Annotated in this window: 13 protein-coding genes and 1 pseudogene; 10 read left to right on the forward strand and 4 right to left on the reverse strand. The window is 69.2% G+C overall.

The features are described from left to right. The first annotated feature begins 256 nt into the window (after positions 1-256). Positions 257-991, forward strand: a complete 735-nt coding sequence (locus RM423_RS04125; RefSeq protein ID WP_311421731.1) for a class F sortase — start codon at positions 257-259, stop codon at positions 989-991. A 61-nt stretch (positions 992-1,052) separates the two neighbouring features. Beyond that, on the forward strand, positions 1,053-1,649 hold the full coding sequence (locus RM423_RS04130; protein ID WP_311421732.1) for a hypothetical protein: 597 nt from the start codon (positions 1,053-1,055) through the stop codon (positions 1,647-1,649). 220 nt (positions 1,650-1,869) lie between these two features. Here the strand turns inward: RM423_RS04130 and RM423_RS25400 are convergent. Further along, positions 1,870-2,094: pseudogene (locus RM423_RS25400) on the reverse strand (alpha/beta fold hydrolase); the annotation flags it as partial. A 109-nt stretch (positions 2,095-2,203) separates the two neighbouring features. Between RM423_RS25400 and RM423_RS04140 the strand changes: the two are divergent. The 8 genes from RM423_RS04140 (at position 2,204) to RM423_RS04175 (ending at position 16,015) form a co-directional block, all read left to right on the forward strand. Then, on the forward strand, positions 2,204-3,025 hold the full coding sequence (locus tag RM423_RS04140; protein WP_311421734.1) for a helical backbone metal receptor: 822 nt from the start codon (positions 2,204-2,206) through the stop codon (positions 3,023-3,025). Positions 3,026-3,130: 105 nt separating this feature from the next. Further along, positions 3,131-6,352 carry a fused isobutyryl-CoA mutase/GTPase IcmF gene (gene icmF, locus RM423_RS04145; RefSeq protein ID WP_311421735.1) on the forward strand — a complete coding sequence of 1,074 codons (3,222 nt, stop codon included), beginning with the start codon at positions 3,131-3,133 and terminating at the stop codon, positions 6,350-6,352. A gap of 64 nt (positions 6,353-6,416) precedes the next feature. Continuing rightward, positions 6,417-7,286, forward strand: coding sequence for a 3-hydroxybutyryl-CoA dehydrogenase (locus tag RM423_RS04150; RefSeq protein ID WP_311421736.1), 870 nt, complete (start codon positions 6,417-6,419; stop codon positions 7,284-7,286). Beyond that, the gene (locus RM423_RS04155; protein ID WP_311421737.1) at positions 7,283-8,368 is read left to right on the forward strand and encodes an enoyl-CoA hydratase/isomerase family protein; all 1,086 of its coding nucleotides are present in this window, start codon (positions 7,283-7,285) and stop codon (positions 8,366-8,368) included. Before RM423_RS04150 ends, RM423_RS04155 begins: the two co-directional genes overlap by 4 nt. A gap of 41 nt (positions 8,369-8,409) precedes the next feature. Beyond that, positions 8,410-10,188: a non-homologous end-joining DNA ligase LigD gene (ligD, locus tag RM423_RS04160; RefSeq protein WP_311421738.1), complete on the forward strand. Its 1,779-nt coding sequence runs from the start codon at positions 8,410-8,412 to the stop codon at positions 10,186-10,188. A gap of 104 nt (positions 10,189-10,292) precedes the next feature. Continuing rightward, a complete protein-coding gene (locus RM423_RS04165; protein WP_311421739.1) occupies positions 10,293-12,674 on the forward strand; it encodes an amino acid permease in 2,382 nt (793 codons plus the stop codon). A gap of 48 nt (positions 12,675-12,722) precedes the next feature. Then, the gene (locus RM423_RS04170; protein WP_396327594.1) at positions 12,723-15,338 is read left to right on the forward strand and encodes a DUF4118 domain-containing protein; all 2,616 of its coding nucleotides are present in this window, start codon (positions 12,723-12,725) and stop codon (positions 15,336-15,338) included. Beyond that, positions 15,335-16,015 (forward strand): response regulator, encoded by a 681-nt coding sequence (locus tag RM423_RS04175; protein WP_396327595.1) that lies wholly within the window; start codon positions 15,335-15,337, stop codon positions 16,013-16,015. The genes RM423_RS04170 and RM423_RS04175 overlap by 4 nt, the downstream gene beginning before the upstream one ends. Before the next feature lie 91 nt (positions 16,016-16,106). Here RM423_RS04175 and RM423_RS04180 read toward each other — a convergent pair whose 3' ends face one another. From RM423_RS04180 to RM423_RS04190, 3 genes are all read right to left on the reverse strand, one after another. Continuing rightward, positions 16,107-18,032 carry an adenylyl cyclase gene (locus tag RM423_RS04180; protein ID WP_396327589.1) on the reverse strand — a complete coding sequence of 642 codons (1,926 nt, stop codon included), beginning with the start codon at positions 18,030-18,032 and terminating at the stop codon, positions 16,107-16,109. A gap of 133 nt (positions 18,033-18,165) precedes the next feature. Further along, complete coding sequence (locus tag RM423_RS04185; RefSeq protein WP_311421743.1) at positions 18,166-19,644, reverse strand: amino acid permease; 1,479 nt, start codon at positions 19,642-19,644, stop codon at positions 18,166-18,168. Between the two features lie 48 nt (positions 19,645-19,692). Further along, positions 19,693-21,660 carry a serine/threonine-protein kinase gene (locus RM423_RS04190; protein ID WP_311421744.1) on the reverse strand — a complete coding sequence of 656 codons (1,968 nt, stop codon included), beginning with the start codon at positions 21,658-21,660 and terminating at the stop codon, positions 19,693-19,695. Between the last annotated feature and the right edge of the window lie 22 nt (positions 21,661-21,682).

The following is a 21,682-nucleotide window of genomic DNA, read 5'->3' on the forward strand; positions in this document are numbered from 1 at the left end:
CCTCCCAGATGTCGGCCATGCCCGGCGGCGCGGCCTCCACCGGCGGCGGCGCCACCACCGGCCTACAGGACCAGACCCTGATCGGCACCGGCGCCAGCCTCATCACCGCCGGCGCACTCGCCGGAGCCTTCAGCTACCGCCGCCGCACCACCAACACCTGACCAACACAACACCCCACCAACCCCAGCTGATCAGCTGGTTTTCCCGGCCTGAGCTGTGTCATCAGCTCAGGCCGGGACAGCAGAAAGAAGTTTCCATGAGCACCACCGAGCAGCACGGCCGCCGCATGCGCATTCCGCTCGTCGCGTTGGCCGTGCTGCTCGTGCTCGTCGGCACGATCGTGCTGGTCCGCGCCGCCGGTGCGCAGCAGCACGCCCCGCAACCCCCCGCCTCCGCCGGCATCGCCCACACCACCGCGCCCGCCGCACCGTCCGGTCCGCTCACCACTGGTCGCGCCAGCACCGGTTCGGCAGCCGCGGGGACAGCCAAGCCGAAGCCGGTCCGACCCACCGGCCCGATCCTTTCCAAGTCGCAGCCGACCCGGGTCGACATTCCCGCCATCGGCGTGAGTTCGGATCTCTTGCAACTGGGCCTGAATCCCGACCGCACCGTGCAAGTACCGCCGTTGAGCAAGGACTCCCGCGCCGGCTGGTACCGCTACTCCCCCACCCCGGGCCAGCTCGGGCCGTCGGTACTGCTGGGCCACGTCGACTCCAAGGAGTACGGCCCCGGTATCTTCTTCAAGCTCGGAGCGCTCCGTCAGGGCGACACGGTCTCGGTGACCCGGGCTGATTCCACTGTGGCGGTGTTCCGCATCGACCGCGTGGTGTCCTACCCGAAGAACCAGTTCCCGACGCTCGAGGTCTACGGCAACACCGACAAGGCCGAACTGCGGCTGATCACCTGCGGCGGCAAATTCGACTTCAGCTCCCACAACTACCTCAGCAACATCGTCGCCTACGCCACACTCGCCGCCAGCCACCCAGCCTGAGCGCACACCGCCTGAGCCACCTTCGCAGCCGACCGCCGCGAACCCGATCGGAGCATTGACCATGACCTTCTCGACCCGGCGGCTGAGCCTGCTCGCCGTACCGCTGCTGCTGGTGGGCTGTTCCAGCGCCTCCAAGAGTGCCGACAGTGCCGCTAGAGCGGGTTCGACCGCCGCCAGCTCGATGTCAGCGGGACAGCCGATGCCGGCGGGACAGACGATGGCCGCAGCGGCAGTTCCCACCGCGACCGCCAAGATGGTGTGTGGCGAGGACATCATGGGCAAGGTCGTCCAGGTGCTCAAGCTGACGAAGAAGCCGGCCACCACCACGACCTGGGCCAACCAGCTCTACACCTGTACCTATGCGCTGCCGATGGGGCCGATGGTTCTTTCGGTGAAGCAGTCCAAGACCAGTGCCGCGGCGAAGGCGTACTTCACCAGCCTGCGGTCCACGCTCGGCCCCACCGAATCCCTGGTCGGCCTGGGTGAGGGCGCCTACCGCACTACGACCGGGATCGCGGTTGTCGTCAAGGACAACATGACACTCAAGGTCGATACCACCCGACTGCCCGCCGTCTTCGGTCCCGAGGACCAGAAGCGAACGGACCTGTCCAACCAGATCGCCTCCGACGTGCTCGGCTGCTGGACCGGCGACGAGTAGCCAGCGCCCAGTTCAACGTGGTGCGTCAGCCGCCTGCGAATCGATCAAGGCTGCGAGCTGGGCCTCCCGGCGGGACAGGCTGCCCAGGTGCCCGGAGTCGGCGAGGGCCACCAGCTCCGCCCGGCCAGCCGCGCGCCAGCTCCCACGCCGTGTCCAGCGGGCGTCCTCCCAGGTACACCAGTCGCGCGCGGCCTGCTCGCGAACAGCCTGATCCGGGTGCGGTGTTGACACTCATGTCCGCCGCAGGATCGCTGGCATGCGGGGTGCTGCGGCCACAGCCGCGCTGGTCGAACAGGATGGCCCGGTAGCGCTCAGGATCGAAGCCCCGGCGCATGTTCGGCGAGCAGCCCTGCCCCGGGCCGCCGTGCAGCATCACCACGGGCTTGCCGTCCGGGTTGCCCGAGGCTTCCCAATACACCAGGTTCTGGTCGCCGACGTCGAGCATGCCGGAGTCATACGGTTGCACGAGCGGGTACAGCTCGGCCACGGTTCGTCCCTTCCTCGAGCAGGAGCCGAAGCTTAGCCGCGTGGCCCGGGTGGGCTAGGTTTTCGACATGCCGTCCCCTGCCGATGCCGCACCGCCGACGCCTGCGCTGGTTGATGACCTCGGCTTCGGGTACTCCCCGGCGGCACCGCCGCGCCGGGTGGTGTCCCTCGTCCCCTCACTGACGGAGGCCATCGCGGTCTCGGCACCGCAACTGCTGGTCGGAGCGACGGACTGGTGCTTACATCCCGCGGGACTGCGGGTGACCCGGGTGCGTGGCACCAAGAACCCGGACCTGCGCGCCATCGAGGCCCTCGCGCCGGACCTGGTGGTGTGCAACCAGGAGGAGAACCGCGAGCTGGACGTACGGCGGTTGCGGGCCGCCGGAATCGCGGTGTGGGTCACCAGAATCGAGACCCTCGACCAGGCCTTCACCTCCCTGGACCGGCTGTTCACCGTCGCGCTGGGCACGCCGCGACCAGCCTGGCTCGATGCGGCCGAGGCCGTCTGGGCAGAGCCCGCGACCGGACCGCGGCGGCGTGCGGTGATACCGATCTGGCGGGATCCGTGGATGGTGGTCGGACCGGGCACGTTCACCGCCGACCTGCTCGACCGACTCGGCTACGACAACGTGTTCGGCGGTATCCCAACCAGCGGCTCGGAAGGCAGTCTCGACCGGTATCCGCACGTCGAGGTCACCGACATTCTGGCTACCGCGCCGGACCTGGTGATTCTTCCCGACGAGCCTTACGTCTTCACCGCCGACGACGGGCCCGAGGCCTTCGACGGTATCTCGACGGTGCTGGTCCGGGGCCGCGACCTGACGTGGTACGGCCCCTCGCTGGTGGCTGCCCGGGCCGAACTGCTCGGCTGGCTCGCCCGAGTTCGCTAGGACGTCCGAGTAAGTGCTTTACTAGGACGTCCTAGTACCCGCGTGCTGGTCACTCTGACCCGCACTGTGAGCGGGGTGGCAGCGAGCACAGTGCAGGAGTTTCTCGTGAGCGACGACATCCACGTCCCGCAGCACCCCGTCCGGGTACTGACCGCGGCGGCACTGTTCGACGGCCACGACGCGGCGGTCAACATCATGCGCCGCATCCTGCAGTCCCAGGGCGCCGAGGTGATCCACCTCGGGCACAACCGCTCGGTCACCGAGATCGTCACGGCCGCCATCCAGGAGGACGTCCAGGCCGTCGCGATCAGCTCCTACCAGGGCGGTCACGTCGAGTTCTTCGAATACCTGGTGCAGCTGCTGGCCGAGGGGGGCGCCCCGGACGTCAAGGTCTTCGGCGGGGGTGGTGGCACCATCGTGCCGGCTGAGATCGAGTACCTGCACTCGGTCGGCGTGGCGCGGCTGTTCTCACCCGAGGACGGCCAGCGGCTCGGCCTGGCCAGGATGGTCAACACCATCATCGAGCAGAGCGACCGCCCGCTCGCGGCTGCTCAGGATGACCTGTTCGACCGGCTGCGAGCCGGCGAGTCGGCGGCGCTGGCCCGCACCATCTCGCTGTTGGAGCAGGGGCAGCTGCCCGCGGATTCGGTCGAGCAGCTGCGTACGAACGGCCGCTCCGCGGTGGTGCTCGGCATCACCGGCACCGGTGGCTCGGGCAAGTCCTCGCTCACCGACGAGCTGGTCCGCCGGTTCAGGCTCGATCTGCAGGACAAGCTCCGGGTCGCAGTACTCGCGGTCGACCCCACCCGGCGCAAGGGCGGTGGGGCGCTGCTCGGTGACCGGATCCGGATGAACAGCCTCGGCGAGGACCAGGTGTACTTCCGGTCACTGGCCACCAGGGGCAGCGGCTCAGAGGTGCCACCGGCCCTGCCCGACGCCATCGCCGCGTGCAAGGCCGCCGGATATGACCTCGTGATCGTGGAGACACCGGGCATCGGCCAGGGCGACTCGGCGATCGTCAACCTGGTCGATGCGTCGCTGTACGTCATGACCGCCGAGTTCGGCGCCGCCTCGCAGCTCGAGAAGATCGACATGCTGGACTTCGCCGACGTGGTGGCGATCAACAAGTACGAGCGCCGCGGTTCCGAGGACGCCCGTCGCGATGTCGCCCGCCAGCTCGTGCGCAACCGTGAGGCCTTCGGCAAGAGCTGGGAGGACATGCCGGTCTTCGGCACCAGCGCCGCCAGCTTCAACGACGACGGCGTCACCGCGCTCTATCAGCACCTGCGCGACCTGCTGATCACCCATGGCCTCCCGGTGACCGACACGACCCTGCCGCCGGTCGCGGTGAAGGCCTCGACGGGCCTGTCCAGCCCCGTCCCCTCGCATCGCGTTCGCTACCTCGCCGAGATCGCCGACACCATCCGCCGCTACCACCAGGGCACCGCCGAGCAGGTCCGGCTGGTGCGCCAGCGCCAGGCCATCGATACCGTCCGCGAGATCGCCGACGGCGTCACCGGCCTGGAGCCGGCCGCGGAGCGGATCGACAAGGCGCTTACACCCGAGACCGTTCAGGCGCTGCGCGAGTGGCCGCGGACCCAGCAGGAGTACTCCGGCGACGAGCTCGTCGTCACGGTCCGGGGCAAGGAACTGCACACCGCACTCACCCGGACCACCCTGTCGGGCAACGAGGTCCGCCGGGTCGCGCTGCCCAAGTACGACGACCACGGTGAGCTGCTGAAGTTCCTGCGCACCGAGAACCTGCCGGGCCACTTTCCTTATACGGCCGGGGTGTTCCCGTTCAAGCGGGACGGTGAGGACCCGGCCCGGATGTTCGCCGGCGAGGGCGACGCCTTCCGCACGAACCGGCGCTTTCACCTGGTGTCCGAGGGGCAACCGGCGACCCGGCTCTCGACCGCCTTCGACTCGGTCACCTTGTACGGCCGCGATCCCGGCGAACGCCCCGACATCTACGGCAAGGTCGGAACCTCCGGGGTGTCGATCGCCACCGTCGAGGACATGAAGGTGCTGTACTCGGGATTCGACCTGTGCTCGCCGAGCACCTCGGTGTCGATGACCATCAACGGCCCGGCCCCGACCATCCTGGCGTTCTTCCTCAACACCGCCATCGATCAGCAGGTGCGGAAGTTCACCGAAACCCAGGGCCGGCCGCCGTCGCCGGAGGAAGCCGCCGGCATCCGGGCGCAGGCGCTGGCCAGCGTGCGAGGCACCGTCCAGGCCGACATCCTGAAAGAGGACCAGGGGCAGAACACCTGCATCTTCTCGACCGACTTCTCGCTGCGGATGATGGCCGATATCCAGGAATGGTTCATCACCAACCAGGTCCGCAACTTCTATTCGGTGTCCATCTCGGGCTATCACATCGCCGAGGCCGGGGCGAACCCGATCAGCCAGCTGGCGTTCACGCTGTCCAACGGCTTCACCTACGTCGAGTCCTACCTCGCGCGGGGCATGGACATCGACGACTTCGCGCCGAACCTGTCGTTCTTCTTCTCCAACGGCATGGACGCCGAGTACACCGTCCTGGGCCGGGTTGCTCGGCGGATCTGGGCGATCGCAATGCGCGAGCGCTACGGTGCCAATGAGCGCTCGCAGAAGCTGAAGTACCACGTCCAGACGTCCGGACGCTCGCTGCACGCGCAAGAGATGGCGTTCAACGACATCCGGACGACGCTGCAGGCGCTCAATGCCCTGTACGACAACGCCAACAGCCTGCACACCAATGCCTACGACGAGGCGGTCACCACCCCGTCGGCGGAGTCGGTCCGGCGGGCGCTGGCCATCCAGCTCGTCATCAACAAGGAATGGGGCCTGTCGGCGAACGAGAACCCCCTGCAGGGCTCCTACATCGTCGAGGAGCTCACCGACCTGGTCGAGGCGGCTGTGCTGCTCGAATTTGATCGGATCACCGAGCGCGGTGGCGTGCTGGGCGCGATGGAAACCGGTTACCAGCGCGGCCGCATCCAGGACGAGTCGATGCTGTACGAGCACCGCAAGCATGACGGCAGCCTGCCGATCGTCGGCGTCAACACCTTCCGCGCGCCGGAGTCCGACAGCGCACCGCCGGAGCTGGAACTGGCCCGCGGCACGGAGGAGGAGAAGCGCTCGCAGCTTCGCCGGCTGGAGGAGTTTCACTCCCAGCACCGCAACGAATCCGCCCAAGCGCTGGCCCGGTTGCGGGAGGTCGCGGCGACCCCGGACCAGAACGTCTTCGAGGTGCTGATGGACGCCGCCCGGGTGTGCTCGCTGGAGCAGGTGACCGAGGCGTTCTTCGAGGTCGGCGGCCAGTACCGTCGCAACGTCTAACCCGCACTATTTCATTCGGAGCGCCGCGGCGGACCACCACATACAAAGGAGAGTTGTGAGCAGCATGGCAACGCGCACCATCGGCAAGGTCGGCGTCATCGGGTGCGGCCTGATGGGCTCCGGGATCGTGGAGCTGTGTGCACGCCGCGGCCTGGACGTGATCAGCTTCGAACCCACCCAGTCCGCGTCGGACACCGGCCGTGGGCGGGTGCAACGCTCGCTCGACCGGGCCGTCAAGAGCGAGAAGCTCACCCGGGCCGAGGCCGATGCGGCGCTCGGCCGGGTGCTGTTCACGACCGACCTGGACTCCTTCGCCGACCGCGAACTGACCGTCGAGGCCATCGTCGAGCAGGAGGCTGCCAAGATCGAGGTGTTCGGACGGCTGGACAAGATCGTGACCTCGCCCGACGCCGTGCTGGCCAGCAACACCTCCTCCATCCCGATCATGAAGATCGCGATGGCGACCGCCCGGCCGGAGTACGTGCTCGGCATCCACTTCTTCAACCCGGTGCCGGTCCTCAAGCTCGTGGAACTGGTTCCGTCGCTGATGACGGCGGCCGAGACCGAGGACCGGGCGCGGTCCTTCGCCGTCGACCAGCTCGGCAAGACGGTTGTCCGGTCGAAGGACAAGGCCGGTTTTATCGTCAACTCGCTGCTGATTCCCTACATCCTGGCGGCCGTACGGATGCTGGACTCGGGGTTCGCCTCCGCCGAGGACATCGACAACGGCATGATGCTGGGCTGCGCGCACCCGCTGGGCCCGCTGCAGCTCGCCGACCTGATCGGCCTGGACACCATCAAGGCGATCGCCGAGGCGATGTACGAGGAGTTCAAGGAGCCGCTGTACTCCGCTCCCCCCTTCCTGCTGCGGATGGTGGAGGCCGGCCTGCTCGGACGCAAGAGCGGTCGCGGTTTCTACGAGTACACCAGGTGAATCCGGATACTGCCGAGCACTGGGTCAGGGTCGAGCGGCACGCCGATCTCGGGCGCATCACGCTGACCCGGCCGGCCGCCATCAACGCCCTCAGCGCGGGCATGATCGCAGCCATCGACACGGCGCTTGCCGAGTGGTCGGTTGATCCGGGGATAGCCCTGGTGGTCATCGACGGCGAGGGCGAGCGGGGCCTGTGTGCCGGCGGTGACATCAAGGCGATGTACGACTCCGCGCGTGGCGACGGGACCCTGGCCCGGTCGCTGTGGCAAACCGAGTACCGGATGAACGCCCGCATCGACGGCTATCCCAAGCCGGTGCTCGCGCTGATGCACGGCCTGGTGCTCGGCGGCGGCGTCGGGATCAGCGCGCATGCGTCGCTGCGGGTGGTCACCGGCAACTCCCGGATCGGCATGCCGGAAACCGGAATCGGCATGGTTCCGGATATCGGCGGCACCTGGCTGCTCGGACACGCCCCGGCCGAGCTCGGCACCCATCTGGCGCTGACCGGCGCCATGCTCGGCCCTGCGGACGCCATCTACTGCGGGCTGGCCGACGTCTACGTCCACAGCGACCAGCTGGCCGCTCTGCGGCAGGCACCGGATTCCGCGTCGGCTCTCGCTCTTCTCGACCACGCCCGGCAGCAGGACCGCTCGGGGCCGGTCAGTGACTGGTCGTGGGTGCGGTCCTGCTACTCGGCCGACACGATGCCCGGGATCATGGACCGGCTCACCGCCTGCGGCGCTCCGCAGGCTGCCGCGGCCGCGGCGGTGATCGCCACCAGGAGTCCGACCGCGCTGGTGGTGACGCTACGGGCGCTACGCAGCGCCGCGGAACTGCCGTCACTGCGGCACGCGCTCGATCAGGAGTACCGGATCGTCTGCCAGCGACTGGCCGATCCGGATTTCGCGGAGGGTATCCGGGCCCAGGTCATCGACAAGGACCGCCGGCCCCGCTGGAACCCGGCCACCCTGGCCGGCGTCGATCCTGCCGTTGTCGACCGGCACTTCGCGGTGCGTCAGAACGACGAACTGGGGCTGGCGGATTCGATGAGCTCGTCGGCATCGACGAGCCGGTCCGGCTGACGGGTTTGCCGTCGAGCCGTCGGCGTACTTGACTTGGCACCATGCCGCCGACGCCGCACCGCCGAGCCACTGATGCCACAGCCGCGGCCGCATCGCCCACCGAGAAGCTGACGACCTACCGCCGCAAGCGGAACTTCACCCGTACAGCCGAGCCGGCAGGCTCAGGGTCGGACGAGCCGGCAGGCTCAGCGTCCGGCGAGGCAGCGTCGGCAGAACCGGATGAGCACGCCGTAGCCGGGGATGGTCCCCGGCGGTTCGTGGTGCAGCGTCACCGTGCCACCCGGCTGCACTACGACCTGCGGTTCGAGATCGGCGGCGTGCTGGTCAGCTGGGCGGTGCCCAAGGGGCCGACACTGAACCCCGACGTCCGGCACGCGGCCTTTCACGTCGAGGACCACCCGATCGAATACATCGACTTCGAAGGGGTGATCCCCGCCGGCGAGTACGGCGGTGGCGACGTGATCGTGTGGGACGCCGGCACCTGGGAACCGCACAATGCCGGTCCGGACGTCGCCGCCGCGGTGGCCGAGGGCGAGCTGCACGCCGAGCTGCACGGCGAGAAGCTGCGCGGCCGGTTCGTGCTCGTCCGCACCGGCCAGGACGCCGCCGGCAAGGAGACCTGGCTGCTGCTGCACAAGCACGACGACTTCGCCGTGGGCGGCTGGGATCCCGAGGACCATCCGCGGTCGGTGCTCAGTGGCCGCACCAACGACGAGGTGAAGGCGGCCCCGGACCGGTTGTGGCGCTCGGATCTGCCCGCGGCACAGGCGTCCATCGCGCTGCGAGCGGAGCCGGCTGAGGCCACCCAGCCCGCCGACGGGGCACAGCTCTCGGACCGAGCACAGCCTTCCGACGTTACCCAGCCGGGCGGCGGCCCTTCCGAGGACGAGCTGGCGGGATTAGATGCTCTGCCGGCGTCCGGCGTCTGGCACATTTTCGGCCGGGAGCTGAAGGTCACCAACCTCGACAAGGTGCTGTTCCCCGGGCGCGAGGACGAGGCGCCGGTGACGAAACGCGACTTCCTTCGCTACACCGCGCAGATCGCGCCGGTCGCGCTGCCCTATCTGGCGGACCGGCCGCTGAACATGAACCGCTACCCGAATGGCGCCGGCACCAAGGGGTTCTGGCACAAGGAGCTGCCGACCCACGCGCCGAACTGGCTGCCGCAGTGGGAGAACCCGGACGCGGACCCGGGCGAGAGCCTCACCTACCTGGTCGTCAACGAGCCGGCCGCGCTGGTGTGGGCGGCCAACTTCGGGGCGCTGGAGTGGCACGCCTGGACGTCGCGGACCGACCAGCCACGGCAGCCGACGTACGCGCTGATCGACATCGACCCGGGCGACTCGACGTCCTGGGAGGACATCCTGGTGCTGGCCCGGCTGCACCGCACTGCCTTCGAGCACCTGCGGGTCCTGGCGCTGCCCAAGGTGACCGGGCAGCGCGGCATCCAGGTCTGGGTGCCGATCGAGCGCGGACCGAGCTTTGACGAGACCAGGCAGTGGGTGGAGCAGCTGTCCAGAACCGTCGGCGCGGTGGTACCCGAACTGCTCAGCTGGAAGTGGGAGGTGCGCGCCCGCGGCGGCAAGGCCCGGCTGGACTACACCCAGAACGCGATCAACAAGACGCTCGTCGCCCCGTACAGCGCCCGGCCCCGGCCCGGTGCTCCGGTGTCGATGCCGATCGGCTGGGAGGAGCTGGACGACCCGTCGCTGCGCCCGGACGGGTTCGCGCTGCGGACGGTGCCCCGGCGACTGGCCGAGAAGGGCGACCTGTTCCGTCCGCTGCTCGACGCGCACCAGACCCTGCCGCCGCTCGGTTAGCTCAGCGCATACCCCGCGTGAGCGGCGAATGCTTTACGGCGGCCGGCATGAGCGAACCGTGAGGATCAGGGAAACCAGAGTGCCGGGGAGCCTGTACTGAAGCGGTGACGGAGACCCTGCGCAAACCGAGTGACGTGATCGACCTGCCGGAACGACCCGGCTACCGGATGAAGCGGCTGCTGCTCGGCCCGTCGTTGGGGACCGCTCAACTGCGCGAAGAGAAGCTGTCCCGCAAGGCCGCCCTGGGCGTGCTGTCCAGTGACTGCATCTCGTCCTCGGCCTACGGCAGCGAAGAGATGCTCATCGTCCTGCTCGGGGTCTTCGGCCTGGCCGGATTCCGCATCCTGATGCCGCTCACCGCCGTGGTGCTGGTCGTCCTGGCGCTGATGACGCTGCTCTACCGCGAGGTTGTCATGGTCTACACCAAGGCGGGTGGCTCGTACGTGGTGGCAAGGGAGAACTTCGGGCCCAAGGTGGCCCAGGTGGCGTCGGTGGCGCTGCTCATCGACTACATCGTGACCGTCGCCGTGCAGACCGCGGCGGGTACGGCAGCGATCACCTCACTGGTACCCGCCCTCAGCGGCTACACCACGGAAATCACCGTCGGCGTGGTGCTGCTGCTCGCCTACGGCAACCTGCGCGGGGTGCGCGAAGCCGCCAAGGCCTTCGCCTTCCCGACCTACTTCTTCGTCGGCATGGCCGGCCTGGTGGTCGCCGTCGGCCTGCTGCGCGAGCTGTTCGGGGACCTGCCGCGCTACCAGCACGTAGCCGGAATGATCGACGTCACCGACAAGCACCACGCCATCTTCTCCGGCCTGGCGGTCTTCGTGCTGCTGAAGGCCTTCGCCAACGGCGGTTCGTCGCTGACCGGCCTGGAAGCCATCTCCAACAGCGTCAGCGCATTCCGGCCTCCGGAGGGCCGTAATGCCCGTTCCAACCTCTCGATCCTCAGCGTTCTGCTCGGTTCGCTGGTGCTCGGAATCTCCTACCTCGCCTGGCAAACCCACGCGACGCCGTACGGCAGCGGCAGCCCCACGGTGATCAGCCAGGTGGCCAGGGCGGCGTTCGGCGGCGGGGCGATCGGCCATCTCGGTTTCGTGCTGGTGCAGGTGGCTACCGCCCTGATCCTCTACACCGGGGCCAACACCCCGTTCACCGGCTTTCCGTTCCTGGCGAGCTTCATCGCCGAGGATTCCTTTCTACCGCGTCAGATGACCCGGCGCGGGCACCGGCTCGCCCACAGCAACGGCATCCTGGTGCTCACCGGCGCGGCGCTGACCCTGCTGCTGGGCGTCGGAGCCCATGTCGACAAGTTGGTTCCCTTCTATGCCATCGGGGTGTTCACCGGCTTCACCATGGCGGGCTTCGGCATGGCCCGTTACTACCAGAGGCACCCGGAGCCCGGCTGGCGCCGCAACTTCGTCGTCAGCATGGCGTGCGGGTTCGTGGCAGCGCTGGTGGTGGTCATCTTCGCGGTGGTGAAGTTCACCGCGGGCGCGTGGTTGATCGTGGTGCTGTTCCCGGTGATGTGGTTCGGCCTGGTACGGCTGAACACCCAGTACCGGTCGGAGGCCCGCGCGCTCGATCTCGTCACTGCCGGCGGCCCGGACGCCGTCACGAAGACGCAGCACTATCCGCGGCACGCCATCCTGGTGCTGGTCGACCGCCTGGACATCGCCGTGATCCGGGCGCTGCGGTACGCGGGCAGCCTGCATCCCACCGAACTGCGCGCCGTGCACCTGGTTCTGGACCCGCAGGCCGCCGCGGCGCTGCAGCGCGACTGGATCGCCCGCGGGCTCGGTGACCGGGTGCCGCTCGAACTCGTGGACTGCCCGGATCGTAGGTTGGCGCGCGGAGTGAGCCAGGTGGCGTTGCGGGCCGTGCTGTCCGAGCGAGCCGAGGTCACCGTGTTGTTGCCCCGGCGAACTTTCCGCAGCTTCTCCCAGCGCATCCTGCACGACCGGACCGCCGACCGGATCGCGGCCGCGGTCGGCCGGCTCCCGCACGTGTCGGCGACCATCGTGCCCTTCGACACCACACTCGCCCCGGACGTCGAGGAACGGCTGGAGCGCCGGCAGGCCGCGGACGCGAGCACGCCGGCGCTGGCGATGACCGATGACCGGACGTCGTCCGGTACCCGCGAGCTGCCGCCTGCGGCACCGGGGATCGCACAGCGGGGACGCGCAACCACGATCGCGCCCACCCGGACCGCACCCGACGGCACGGCTGCCATCAACACCGTGGGGTGGAAGCAGCAGGTCACCATCGAGGGCTGGGTCAAGGTGGTGCAGGTCGGCACCGTGGCGGGAAAGTCACTGGAAGCGCAGGTCTTCGACGACACCGGCGGCATCAGGCTGCTGTTCTTCGGCCGGACGGCGATCGCCGGCATCGTGCCCGGTGCCCGGCTGCGCGCCAGCGGCCGGATCGGCGAGTACAAGGGCCACCTGGCGCTGGCCAACCCGCGCTATGAGCTCCTCGCCGAGTGACCGGCCGTGGCGACGCTGGTGCACGACATCGTGCGCGACACTGGTGTCATGCACCGCGGCACCCTGCGTCTCTACCTCGGCGCCGCTCCCGGCACCGGAAAGACCTTCGCGATGCTCACCGAGGGCATCCGCCGCGCCGGCCGGGGTACCGACGTGGTGATCGGAGTGGTCGATACGCACGGCCGCGCCTCCACCGAGGAGCTGCGGCGAGCGCTGGAGGCGGTGCCGACCCGGTCCGGCGAGCTCGACCTGGCCGCCGTGCTGGCTCGTAGCCCGGCGGTGGTGCTGGTCGACGAGTTCGCCCACCGCAACCCTCCCGGCTCTGCCACCGGGCAGCGCTATGAGGACATCGAGTGCCTGCTGGACGCCGGCATCGACGTGGTCTCGACCCTCAACATCGACGAGCTGGCGAGCCTGACCGACATCGTCGAGCGGGTGACCGGAGTGCGGCCGGAACAGACGGTGCCGGACGCCACGGCACGCCGGGCCGATGAGATCCAGCTCGTCGACGAGACACCGCAGGCGCTGCGTCGGCGGATGGCGCACGGCAACATCTATCCTCCCGAGCGGATCGACGCTGCCCTGGCCGCCTATTTCCGGCCGGGCAACCTTGCCGCGCTGCGCGAGCTGGCGTTGCTGTGGGTCGCCGACCGAGTGGCCGAGGGTCTGCACCGCTACCGGGCCGACCACGCGATCGGTGACACCTGGGAAACGCGGGAACGGGTCACGGTGGCGCTCAGCGGCAGAGCCGACGGCGCTGCCCTGATCCGTCGGGCAGCGCGGCTCGCCGGTAGCACGGGCGCCGAACTACACGGCGTACACGTCGCCACCGCCCCTCGGGACAGCTCGGACTCGGCGGAACTGGCCACCCAACGTGCGCTGCTCGACTCCCTGGGCGGCAGTTACCACGTCGTGCGGGGCGCTGATCGGGCCGGCGCCCTGGTCGACTTCGCCCACGGCGTGAACGCCACCCAGCTGGTCCTGGGCGGCCGTCGTACGAACTGGCTCTCCAGCCGGCTAGGTGGTCTCGGCCTCGCGGCCGGGGTGGCGCGGCTATCCGGTGACATCGGCGTCCATATCGTGGGCCATCCGGCCTCTCCCGATGTCCAGTCCCGTCCCGCTGTCCATACCCGTCCCGCTGTCGGCGCCGCACCGCGCAGACGGGCCAGCGTGCTGTGGCCGTCCCGGCGCAGGGCCTGGCTGGGTGCGGCGCTGTCCGCCGCGCTGCTCAGCGCGATGACGGTCGTGCTGGTCGCGGCCGGCGGCCACCTCAACCTGCTGAGCGCCGTCCTGGTGTACCTGCTCGCTACCGTGCTGGTCGCCCTGGCGGCCGGCCTGGCGGTCGCGACCCTCACCGCGATCGCCGCCACTTTGCTGCTCAACTACTTCTTCACGCCGCCGGTGCACCGATTCACGATCAGCGAGAGCAACAACGCCCTTGCCCTGGTGGTGTTCGTGCTGGTCGCCGTCGTCGTCTCGGTGCTGCTGGACCGCGCCGAGCGCAGGCGCAGAGAGGCGGCGCGGGCCTCCGCCGAGGCCGAGACGCTGGCGACCGTGGCCCACAGCGTGCTCCGCGGCGAGGGCGCCTTGACCAGCCTGCTGGAGCAACTGCGGGAGATCTTCGCGATGCGCGCGGTCGCGGTGATCGAGCGCGGCGAGCCGTGGGAGCCCGCCGCCGACCGCTGGCAGGTCATCGCCACCGCCGGGGACGAGCCGCCGGCCACTCCGCACCAGGCCGACGTGGTGGCACCGGCCGATGACCGGGTGACGTTGCTGCTCAGCGGCCGGTTGCTCGGGGCGGACGACCAGCGGGTGCTGCGGGCGGTCGCCATCCAGGCCGCGGCCGCGCTACGCACCGAGCGGCTGGCGGCCGAGGCCGAGCTCTCCCGGCCGCTGCGCGAGGTGGACCGGACTCGAACGGCGCTGCTGGCGGCCGTCAGCCACGATCTGCGTACCCCGCTGGCGGGCGCCAAGGCGGCGGTGAGCAGCCTGCGCGACAGCTCGGTGGCGTTCTCGGCCCAGGACAAGGCCGAGCTGCTGGCCACGGCTGATGAGTCGCTGGACCGGCTCGCCCGGCTCGTCGCGAACCTGCTGGACATGAGCCGGTTGCAGGCGGGAGCGATGGCCGTCCACAGCCAGGCGGTCGCGGCCGAGGACGTGGTGGCGCGGGCACTGGATTCGCTCGGACCGGACGGTGATCGGGTGTCGGTCTCGATGCCGATGGATCTGCCGGCCGTGACTGCGGACCCCGGCCTGCTGGAAAGGGTGATCGGCAACCTGCTGGAGAACGCGCTCCGGGTGTCGCCGCCCAGCCGAGCGCCCCTGCTCACCGCCAGCGCGCATGATCAGCGGGTGGAACTGCGGATCGTCGACGGCGGCCCCGGCCTGACGGATGAGGCGAAGCAGCGGGCGTTTGTGGCGTTCCAGCGGCTCGGTGACACCTCGAACACCACCGGGGTCGGCCTCGGACTGGCCTTGGCGCGCGGCCTGACCGAGGCGATGGGTGGCACCCTGACCCCCGAGGACACTCCGGGTGGCGGGCTCACCATGGTGATCGCGCTTCGGCGCGCGGCCGCGTACTCAGTTCCCGACGAGTCACTTCCCGGCGAGTCACTTCCCGGCGAGTCGATTCCCGGCGAGTCGATTCCCGGCGAGGTGGCCTGATGCGGGTGCTGGTCGTGGACGACGAGCCGCAGATCGTCCGGGCGCTGACGATCAACCTCCGGGCGCGCCGCTACGACCTGTACTCCGCGGCCTCGGGCGCGGCCGCGCTGGCCGTGGCCGCGAAGAATCCGCCGGACCTGGTCCTGCTGGATCTGGGACTACCCGACATGGAGGGCGTGGACGTCATCGTGGGCCTGCGCGGCTGGACCACCGCCCCGATCATCGTGCTGTCCGGACGCGCCGGCGGCGCTGACAAGGTCGATGCCCTGGATGCCGGGGCCGACGACTACGTGACCAAGCCGTTCGGCATGGACGAACTGATGGCACGGATTCGAGCGGTGACCCGACGAGCCGGTGCCGACATTCCGGCGACCCGTGCCTCGGTGCGCATCGGCAACCACCTGGTCGATCTGGCCGCGCACACCGTCACCGGCGAGGACGGAAGGATCCGGCTGACCAAGACCGAGTGGGAGCTCCTGGAGCGGCTGGTGCACCATCCGGGGCAGCTGGTCACCCAGCGGCAGCTGTTGACCGAGGTGTGGGGACCGGCGTTCGCCGACGAGTCCGGTTACCTGCGCTTTCACTTCGGTCAGCTGCGTCGCAAGCTGGAGGCCGACCCGGCCCGGCCACGGCATCTGATCACCGAACCGGGTATCGGCTACCGGTTCGCCGAATAGCGATGGTTACCGCTATGGCACCTGCCCGAGCGCACACGGCAGTGGGCCGGAGCCATGCGGCTCCGACCCACCGGTTTTCGCAGGCGAAATATTACGGCGCCGGGTACTCCACCACGTCGCTCGGCGAGGTGTTCGCGTCGGTCGGTGGCCCGTAGTCGTTGACCACATGGTCGATGGTGCCGGCGTTGTTGAGCGACACCGTCAAGATGTCGTGCAGCTTGACGCCGGGCGTGACCGGAACCTCGAAGGCGTGCGAGGCGTGGATCGAGGGGTTGACGTTGAAGAAGCAGTAGCTGCCCATCCCCCAGCCCTCGTGGGTCTTGACGTTGTCACCCACCTTGTACGCGCCGTAGCCGAGGACGCCGTCGTGCTGCCAGGCGGCCTGGTTCGGCGGGTCGTAGGGCATCTCGTTCTGGAACATCACCGTGCGGCCGTTCTCGCCGTTCCAGATCACGTCGTACTTTTGGAAGTGCTCGACGAACAAGCCGGTCGCGGTGACGTTGTCGCCGTTGACCAGCACGCCGGTGTCAGCGGTGTTGCTCGTCCAGCCGACGCCACTTCCGTGGTCGGCACGCCAGGCCCAGATGTCGTCCAGGACGACGTCGCTGCTGTTGACGACCAGGCTATCGGTGGCCTTGCCCAGGTGCGCGCCGCCGATCCGGAAGAAGACGTCCTGGATGCCGCTCGGGTCGGCCGGGTCGCTCCAGTGGTTGTGCGCCCGGGCGGTGCGGTTGCCGTGCTGGGTACCGAACCGCAGCAGCGCCGGGGAGTTCACCGGTCCGGCGTCGAAGATCAGCCCCGAGATGTCGACACCCGCGACGTCTGCCACCGTCATCGGCACCACACCGTTGTCAGGCTCGATGGTGGCCATTCCCATGCCCAGGACGATGGTGTCCGCCCGCTTCACCTTGATGCTCTGACCGACGTGGTAGACGCCCGGCGTCAGGATCAGGTTCTTGCCCCGGGACAGGGCGGAGTTGATCGCCGAGACACTGTCGCTCGGCTTGGCGATGAAGAAGTCGCCGATCGGCAGCGACTGGCCCGGGGTCGAACCGTTGGCCCAGCTGGTACCCGAGCTGTTCCTGCGAGCGGTCGGGACGAAGACGTTGTACTTGCCTTGCGCGTCGATGTAGAGGTATGGCTTCTCACGCGAGACCGGGTCGGTCGGCAGCGTGGTGTACGGCGGGTTGGGGAAGGACTGCGGGGGTGCTCCCTGGACGCCGGCGAAGACCTGGTTCCAGACTCCGTTCGACCAGCTGCCGATGCTGCTGTCGCGGGTCAGCCACTGCTGCTGCGGAGCGTTGATCACCGTGCTGTCTACGTGGGAGTCGGCGATGAAGCCGCCGCTGGCGTACCCGCCCAGGTAGTCGAACAGGCCCAGCTGGCCCTTGATGTCCACCCGGCGCAGGGGAGCAGCCTGGGAGACCGCCCACCAGTCCGTGCCGCCGTCCGGCATGATCGCCAGGTTCTCGGCGGAGCGCCAGAAGTTCGTCAGCGAGGAGCGGTTGTCGGAGAACCGATTCTGCGCCCAGACCGTCATGCCGCCGTTGATGGTGACGTCGTCAGGGTTCTGCCCCAGGCCCGCCACAGTGGTGTAGTAACCGAGCTGGGCGTTGACGCGGTACGCGCCGGGCTTGAACAGGAACGCGTAGCGCTCAGTACCGAACTCGTTGTTCTGCATCTGGGCGTTCGTCCGATCCATGGCGGCCTGGACGTCGCCGGCCGGTGTGCTCGGATCGAAGATGGTGACGTTGGGACCGAAGTCCGGTTGGCCGGGCTGAGCCGATTTCTGAGCCGACTTCTGGGCAGCTGCCGCGGCGGACTTCGGGCTTGCGGCGTTCGACGTGGCGGCGTTGGTCACGCCGGTCACCGAGACTGCGGCGGCAGTCGCCACGCTCAAGAGGAGCGCGCGTCGCCGCAGCCGCGCGCCGGGCGGTCGAGGCGCGAATAGTGACCCCGCGGGTAGCGAGGGGAGGTGTCCAGGTGGGCGGGATGGCACGGGGGCATCACCTTTCATTCTGGAGTGGCAACGCTGCGAGAGCGCTCTCAGGTCACTGCAAAAACAACCATACGTGCTGACCGTGTTTGTCAGCTCAACTTTTTGGCAGCTCAACTTTTGTAGCGTTCCGCGTCGACACTGTCAATAGTGCTCACCGGCTCCCCATGGTGCTCACAGGCTTCGCGCCGCCGGTACGGGCGAGCCGGGCATTGCGCTGCCCGTACGTCAGATACACGACGAGCCCGATGACCATCCAGACGGCGAACCGAATCCAGGTAGCCACAGTCAGGTTCAACATCAGGTAGAGACATGCCAGCACGGATACGACCGGGATCACCGGCGACCACGGCACCCGGAAGGGTCGCCGGACGTCCGCCTCGGTGCGCCGCAGGATCGGGATGGCCGCCGACACCAGGACGAACGCGAACAGGGTGCCGATGCTCACCAGATCCGCCAGCGTGTGCAGCGAGACGAACCCGCTCACAGCGATCACCACGACGGTGACCGCCACCGTGATCCGCACCGGCGTGCCGAACCGGGGGTGGATCGCGGCCACCTTCTTCGGCAGCAGGCCGTCGCGTGCCATCGCGAACCCGATGCGGCCCATGGTGACGATGTCCACCAGGATGACCGAGGTCAGCCCGCAGACCGCCGCGATCGACACCAGGGTGCCTGCCCAACTGGCCCCGACGGAGTCGAAGGCCGACGCCAGCGGCGAGCCCTCGTTGAGGTCGCTGTAGTTGACCATGCCGGTGACGATGAACGCGACGCCGATGTAGAGGGCGGTCGCGATCGCCAGCGTGCCGAAGATGCCCAGCGGCAGGTCGCGCGCCGGTTTGCGGGTCTCCTCGCTCAGGTTCGCGACCGCCTCGAAGCCGCTGTAGGCGAAGAACACCACGGCGGCCGCGCTCAGGATGCCGCCGACGCCGAACGCCGCCGGCGGCAGGCCGAACACCGCCTGGATCAGGGTGCGCTCCGTGCCGTGCGCAGTGCCGACGGGGCCGGCTGACTTGGGGATGAACGGGCTCCAGTTGCTGAGTTTCACGAAGAAGGCACCCGCCACGATGATGAACAGGCAGATGGCGACCTTCACGATCACCAGGGCGTCGGTGACCCGGGCGGACTCCTTGATGCCGAGCGCCGCGACCGTGCCGAGCACGGCGGTGATCGCCATGGCGCCGACATTCACCGTCGAGCTCTCACCGAAGATCGAGGTCGGCAGGTCGAACAGGTTCTGCAGATACCCCGACCAACCGCGGGCCACCACCGACGCTCCCAGCGCGAACTCCAGCACCAGGTCCCAGCCGATGATCCACGCCGCGATCTCGCCGATGCTGACATAGGCATAGCTGTAGGCACTGCCGGCGGTGGGCACCCCGGAGGCGAGCTCGGCGTAGCAGAGCCCGGCCAGCAGGCTGACCACGCCGGCGATCAGGAACGAGATCACCACGGCCGGGCCGGCGTGATTCTTCGCCTCCACCCCGGTCAGGGTGAAGATACCGGTTCCGATGACCACGCCGACGCCGAAGCCCATCAGGTCGACCGGGCCAAGCCGTTTCCGCAGTCCGGGGCCCCTTACGCTGTCCTGGGCGAGCAGATCGGCGACAGGCTTCTTCCGGAAAACGTCCATTGACACAACTTAACTTGCCGGCCGGCCGGCCGGACCGACAGCGCGCGGTCAGCCGCTCTGGCTGCTCAGCACCGTCGACGTGTCGATCTTGAGGACGCCGCCCTCGGACACCAGACCGAAGCTGGTGCGCTCCCGGGTGACGTGGCCGTCCTTGGCGACGTAGGTGATGTCGGCCTCGACGGCGCTCGGCGGCAGCCCCACGACATTGCTGACGGACACCCGCTCGACGGCATCCCAGAAGCTGTTGTAGTTTGCGCGGCCACCCGCGTGATCGGTCTGGTACCGCGACGTCAACCGGGACCAGCCGCCGTCGGTGTTGTCGGGTAGCAGCGCGTAGTAACCGCTGATCGCGGCCGCCAGCTGAGCGGCGCTCGGGGTGCCACCGCCACCTGCGTTGGACGGGGCACTGCTCGACGGGACGGTACTGGGCTTAACACTGCTGGACGGCGCGCTGCTCGAGGGAACGGTGCTGGACGGAACGGTGCTGGACTTAACACTGCTGGACGGCGCGCTGCTGGACGGAACGGTGCTCGACGGAACGGTGCTGGACGGAACGGTGCTGGACTTAACACTGCTGGACGGAACGGTGCTGGACGGAACGGTGCTGGACGGAACCGTGCTCGACTGGAGACTGCTGGACTTGCCCGAGCTGGCTCCGGCTGAGCTCGACGTGCGCGACGTCGCTGTTCCGCCCTGCCCAGCGGCCGATGGCGTGTTGTTCCGGCCGGAACCGGAGCCGCCGCCGATCAGGCCGGTGGCGAAGGCAAGGCCGACGAGTAACAGCGCCGCCACCACGGCGATCGCGGCGGCAAGGACGCCGCGATGGCCCGAGCCGGTGTCGGAGTCGGAGTCGATCACCGCACTGCCGCCGGTGCGGCCCGCCGGATTACCACCGGGATCGGGCACCGGAGCGTGGCCAGCACCTGGGCCACCGAACCGCGGTGGTACTCCACCACCAACCGCGCCGGCACCATCAACAGCACCGGAACCAGACCCAGCCGCAGAACGAGCAAGGCCCAGAGCGGCCAGCCCCGCACCCGCGGCAGCCGCCGGAGCGACCCGCCGGGTTCGCGCGTCCGCCGCGTCGTTGCCGGATCCCAGCGCCACCGGCGGCGGCGGGTTCGGGGCGGCGGGGCGGCCGCTGCCGGGCGGGGAGGCCAGCGTCTGCGTCATTGCGATCGTGTGCGGCGCGCTGGCGTCGGCGTGCAGGGCGGCCAGCGTCCGGGCGACATCGATCATCGCGGGCCTGGCTCCAGGATCGGCGGCGAGCATCCGCGTCAGCAACGGCCCCAGCGGACCGGCGCGGTGCGGGGGGATCACCTGCCCGGAGGCGACCTTGTGCAGCGTCGCCATCGGATTCTCGTCCGTGCCGAACGGCGGGGCGCCCTCGACGGCCGCGTACAAGGTCGCGCCCAGTGAGAAGACGTCGGCGGCGAAGGTGGACTCGCTGCCCCGGGCGACCTCAGGCGACAGGTAGGCCGGCGTTCCGGTCACCATTCCGGTCGAGGTGAGCGCGACATCGCCGAGCGCGTGCGAGATGCCGAAGTCGGTGATGTTGGCCGCACCGTCCTCGGCGATCAGCACGTTGCCGGGCTTGACGTCACGGTGCACGATTCCCGCCCGGTGAGCCGCGGCCAGGGCCGAGGCGATCTCGGCACCGATCCGTGCCACCTCGATCGGTGGCAGCACGCCGCGGTCGCTGAGGGTCGCCTGCAGGCTCGTCGACGGCAGGTACTGCATGATCAGGCAGGGCTGGCCGTCGTGTTCCACCACGTCGTAGACGGTGATGGCGTGCGGATGGTGCAGCCGCGCGGTGATCCGGGCCTCGCGCATGGCCCGGTTGTTGACCATCTCGGCGGCGGCGTCGCTCAGGCCGGGTTGCGGGTGCAGCTGCTTGATGGCGACCGGCCGCCGCAAGCGCTCGTCCCAGCCTTCCCAGACCGTCCCCATGCCGCCCGCGGCGACGCGGCCGACCAGCCGGTAGCGCCCCGCGATAACAGCGTCGGGAGTGCTCACTGACAACCCCCTCGATCCGGCA

Origin of the sequence: Jatrophihabitans lederbergiae, assembly GCF_031845305.1 — a bacterium.
In the GTDB taxonomy this organism is placed as follows: domain Bacteria; phylum Actinomycetota; class Actinomycetes; order Mycobacteriales; family Jatrophihabitantaceae; genus Jatrophihabitans_A; species Jatrophihabitans_A lederbergiae.

Coding starts and splice junctions, on each gene's coding strand:
- RM423_RS04125 (WP_311421731.1), top strand. CDS start 257: ATGAGCACCACCGAGCAGCACGGCCGCCGCATGCGCATTCCGCTCGTC.
- RM423_RS04130 (WP_311421732.1), top strand. CDS start 1,053: ATGACCTTCTCGACCCGGCGGCTGAGCCTGCTCGCCGTACCGCTGCTG.
- RM423_RS04140 (WP_311421734.1), top strand. CDS start 2,204: ATGCCGTCCCCTGCCGATGCCGCACCGCCGACGCCTGCGCTGGTTGAT.
- RM423_RS04150 (WP_311421736.1), top strand. CDS start 6,417: ATGGCAACGCGCACCATCGGCAAGGTCGGCGTCATCGGGTGCGGCCTG.
- ligD (WP_311421738.1), top strand. CDS start 8,410: ATGCCGCCGACGCCGCACCGCCGAGCCACTGATGCCACAGCCGCGGCC.
- RM423_RS04170 (WP_396327594.1), top strand. CDS start 12,723: ATGCACCGCGGCACCCTGCGTCTCTACCTCGGCGCCGCTCCCGGCACC.
- RM423_RS04180 (WP_396327589.1), bottom strand. CDS start 18,032: ATGAAAGGTGATGCCCCCGTGCCATCCCGCCCACCTGGACACCTCCCC.
- RM423_RS04185 (WP_311421743.1), bottom strand. CDS start 19,644: ATGGACGTTTTCCGGAAGAAGCCTGTCGCCGATCTGCTCGCCCAGGAC.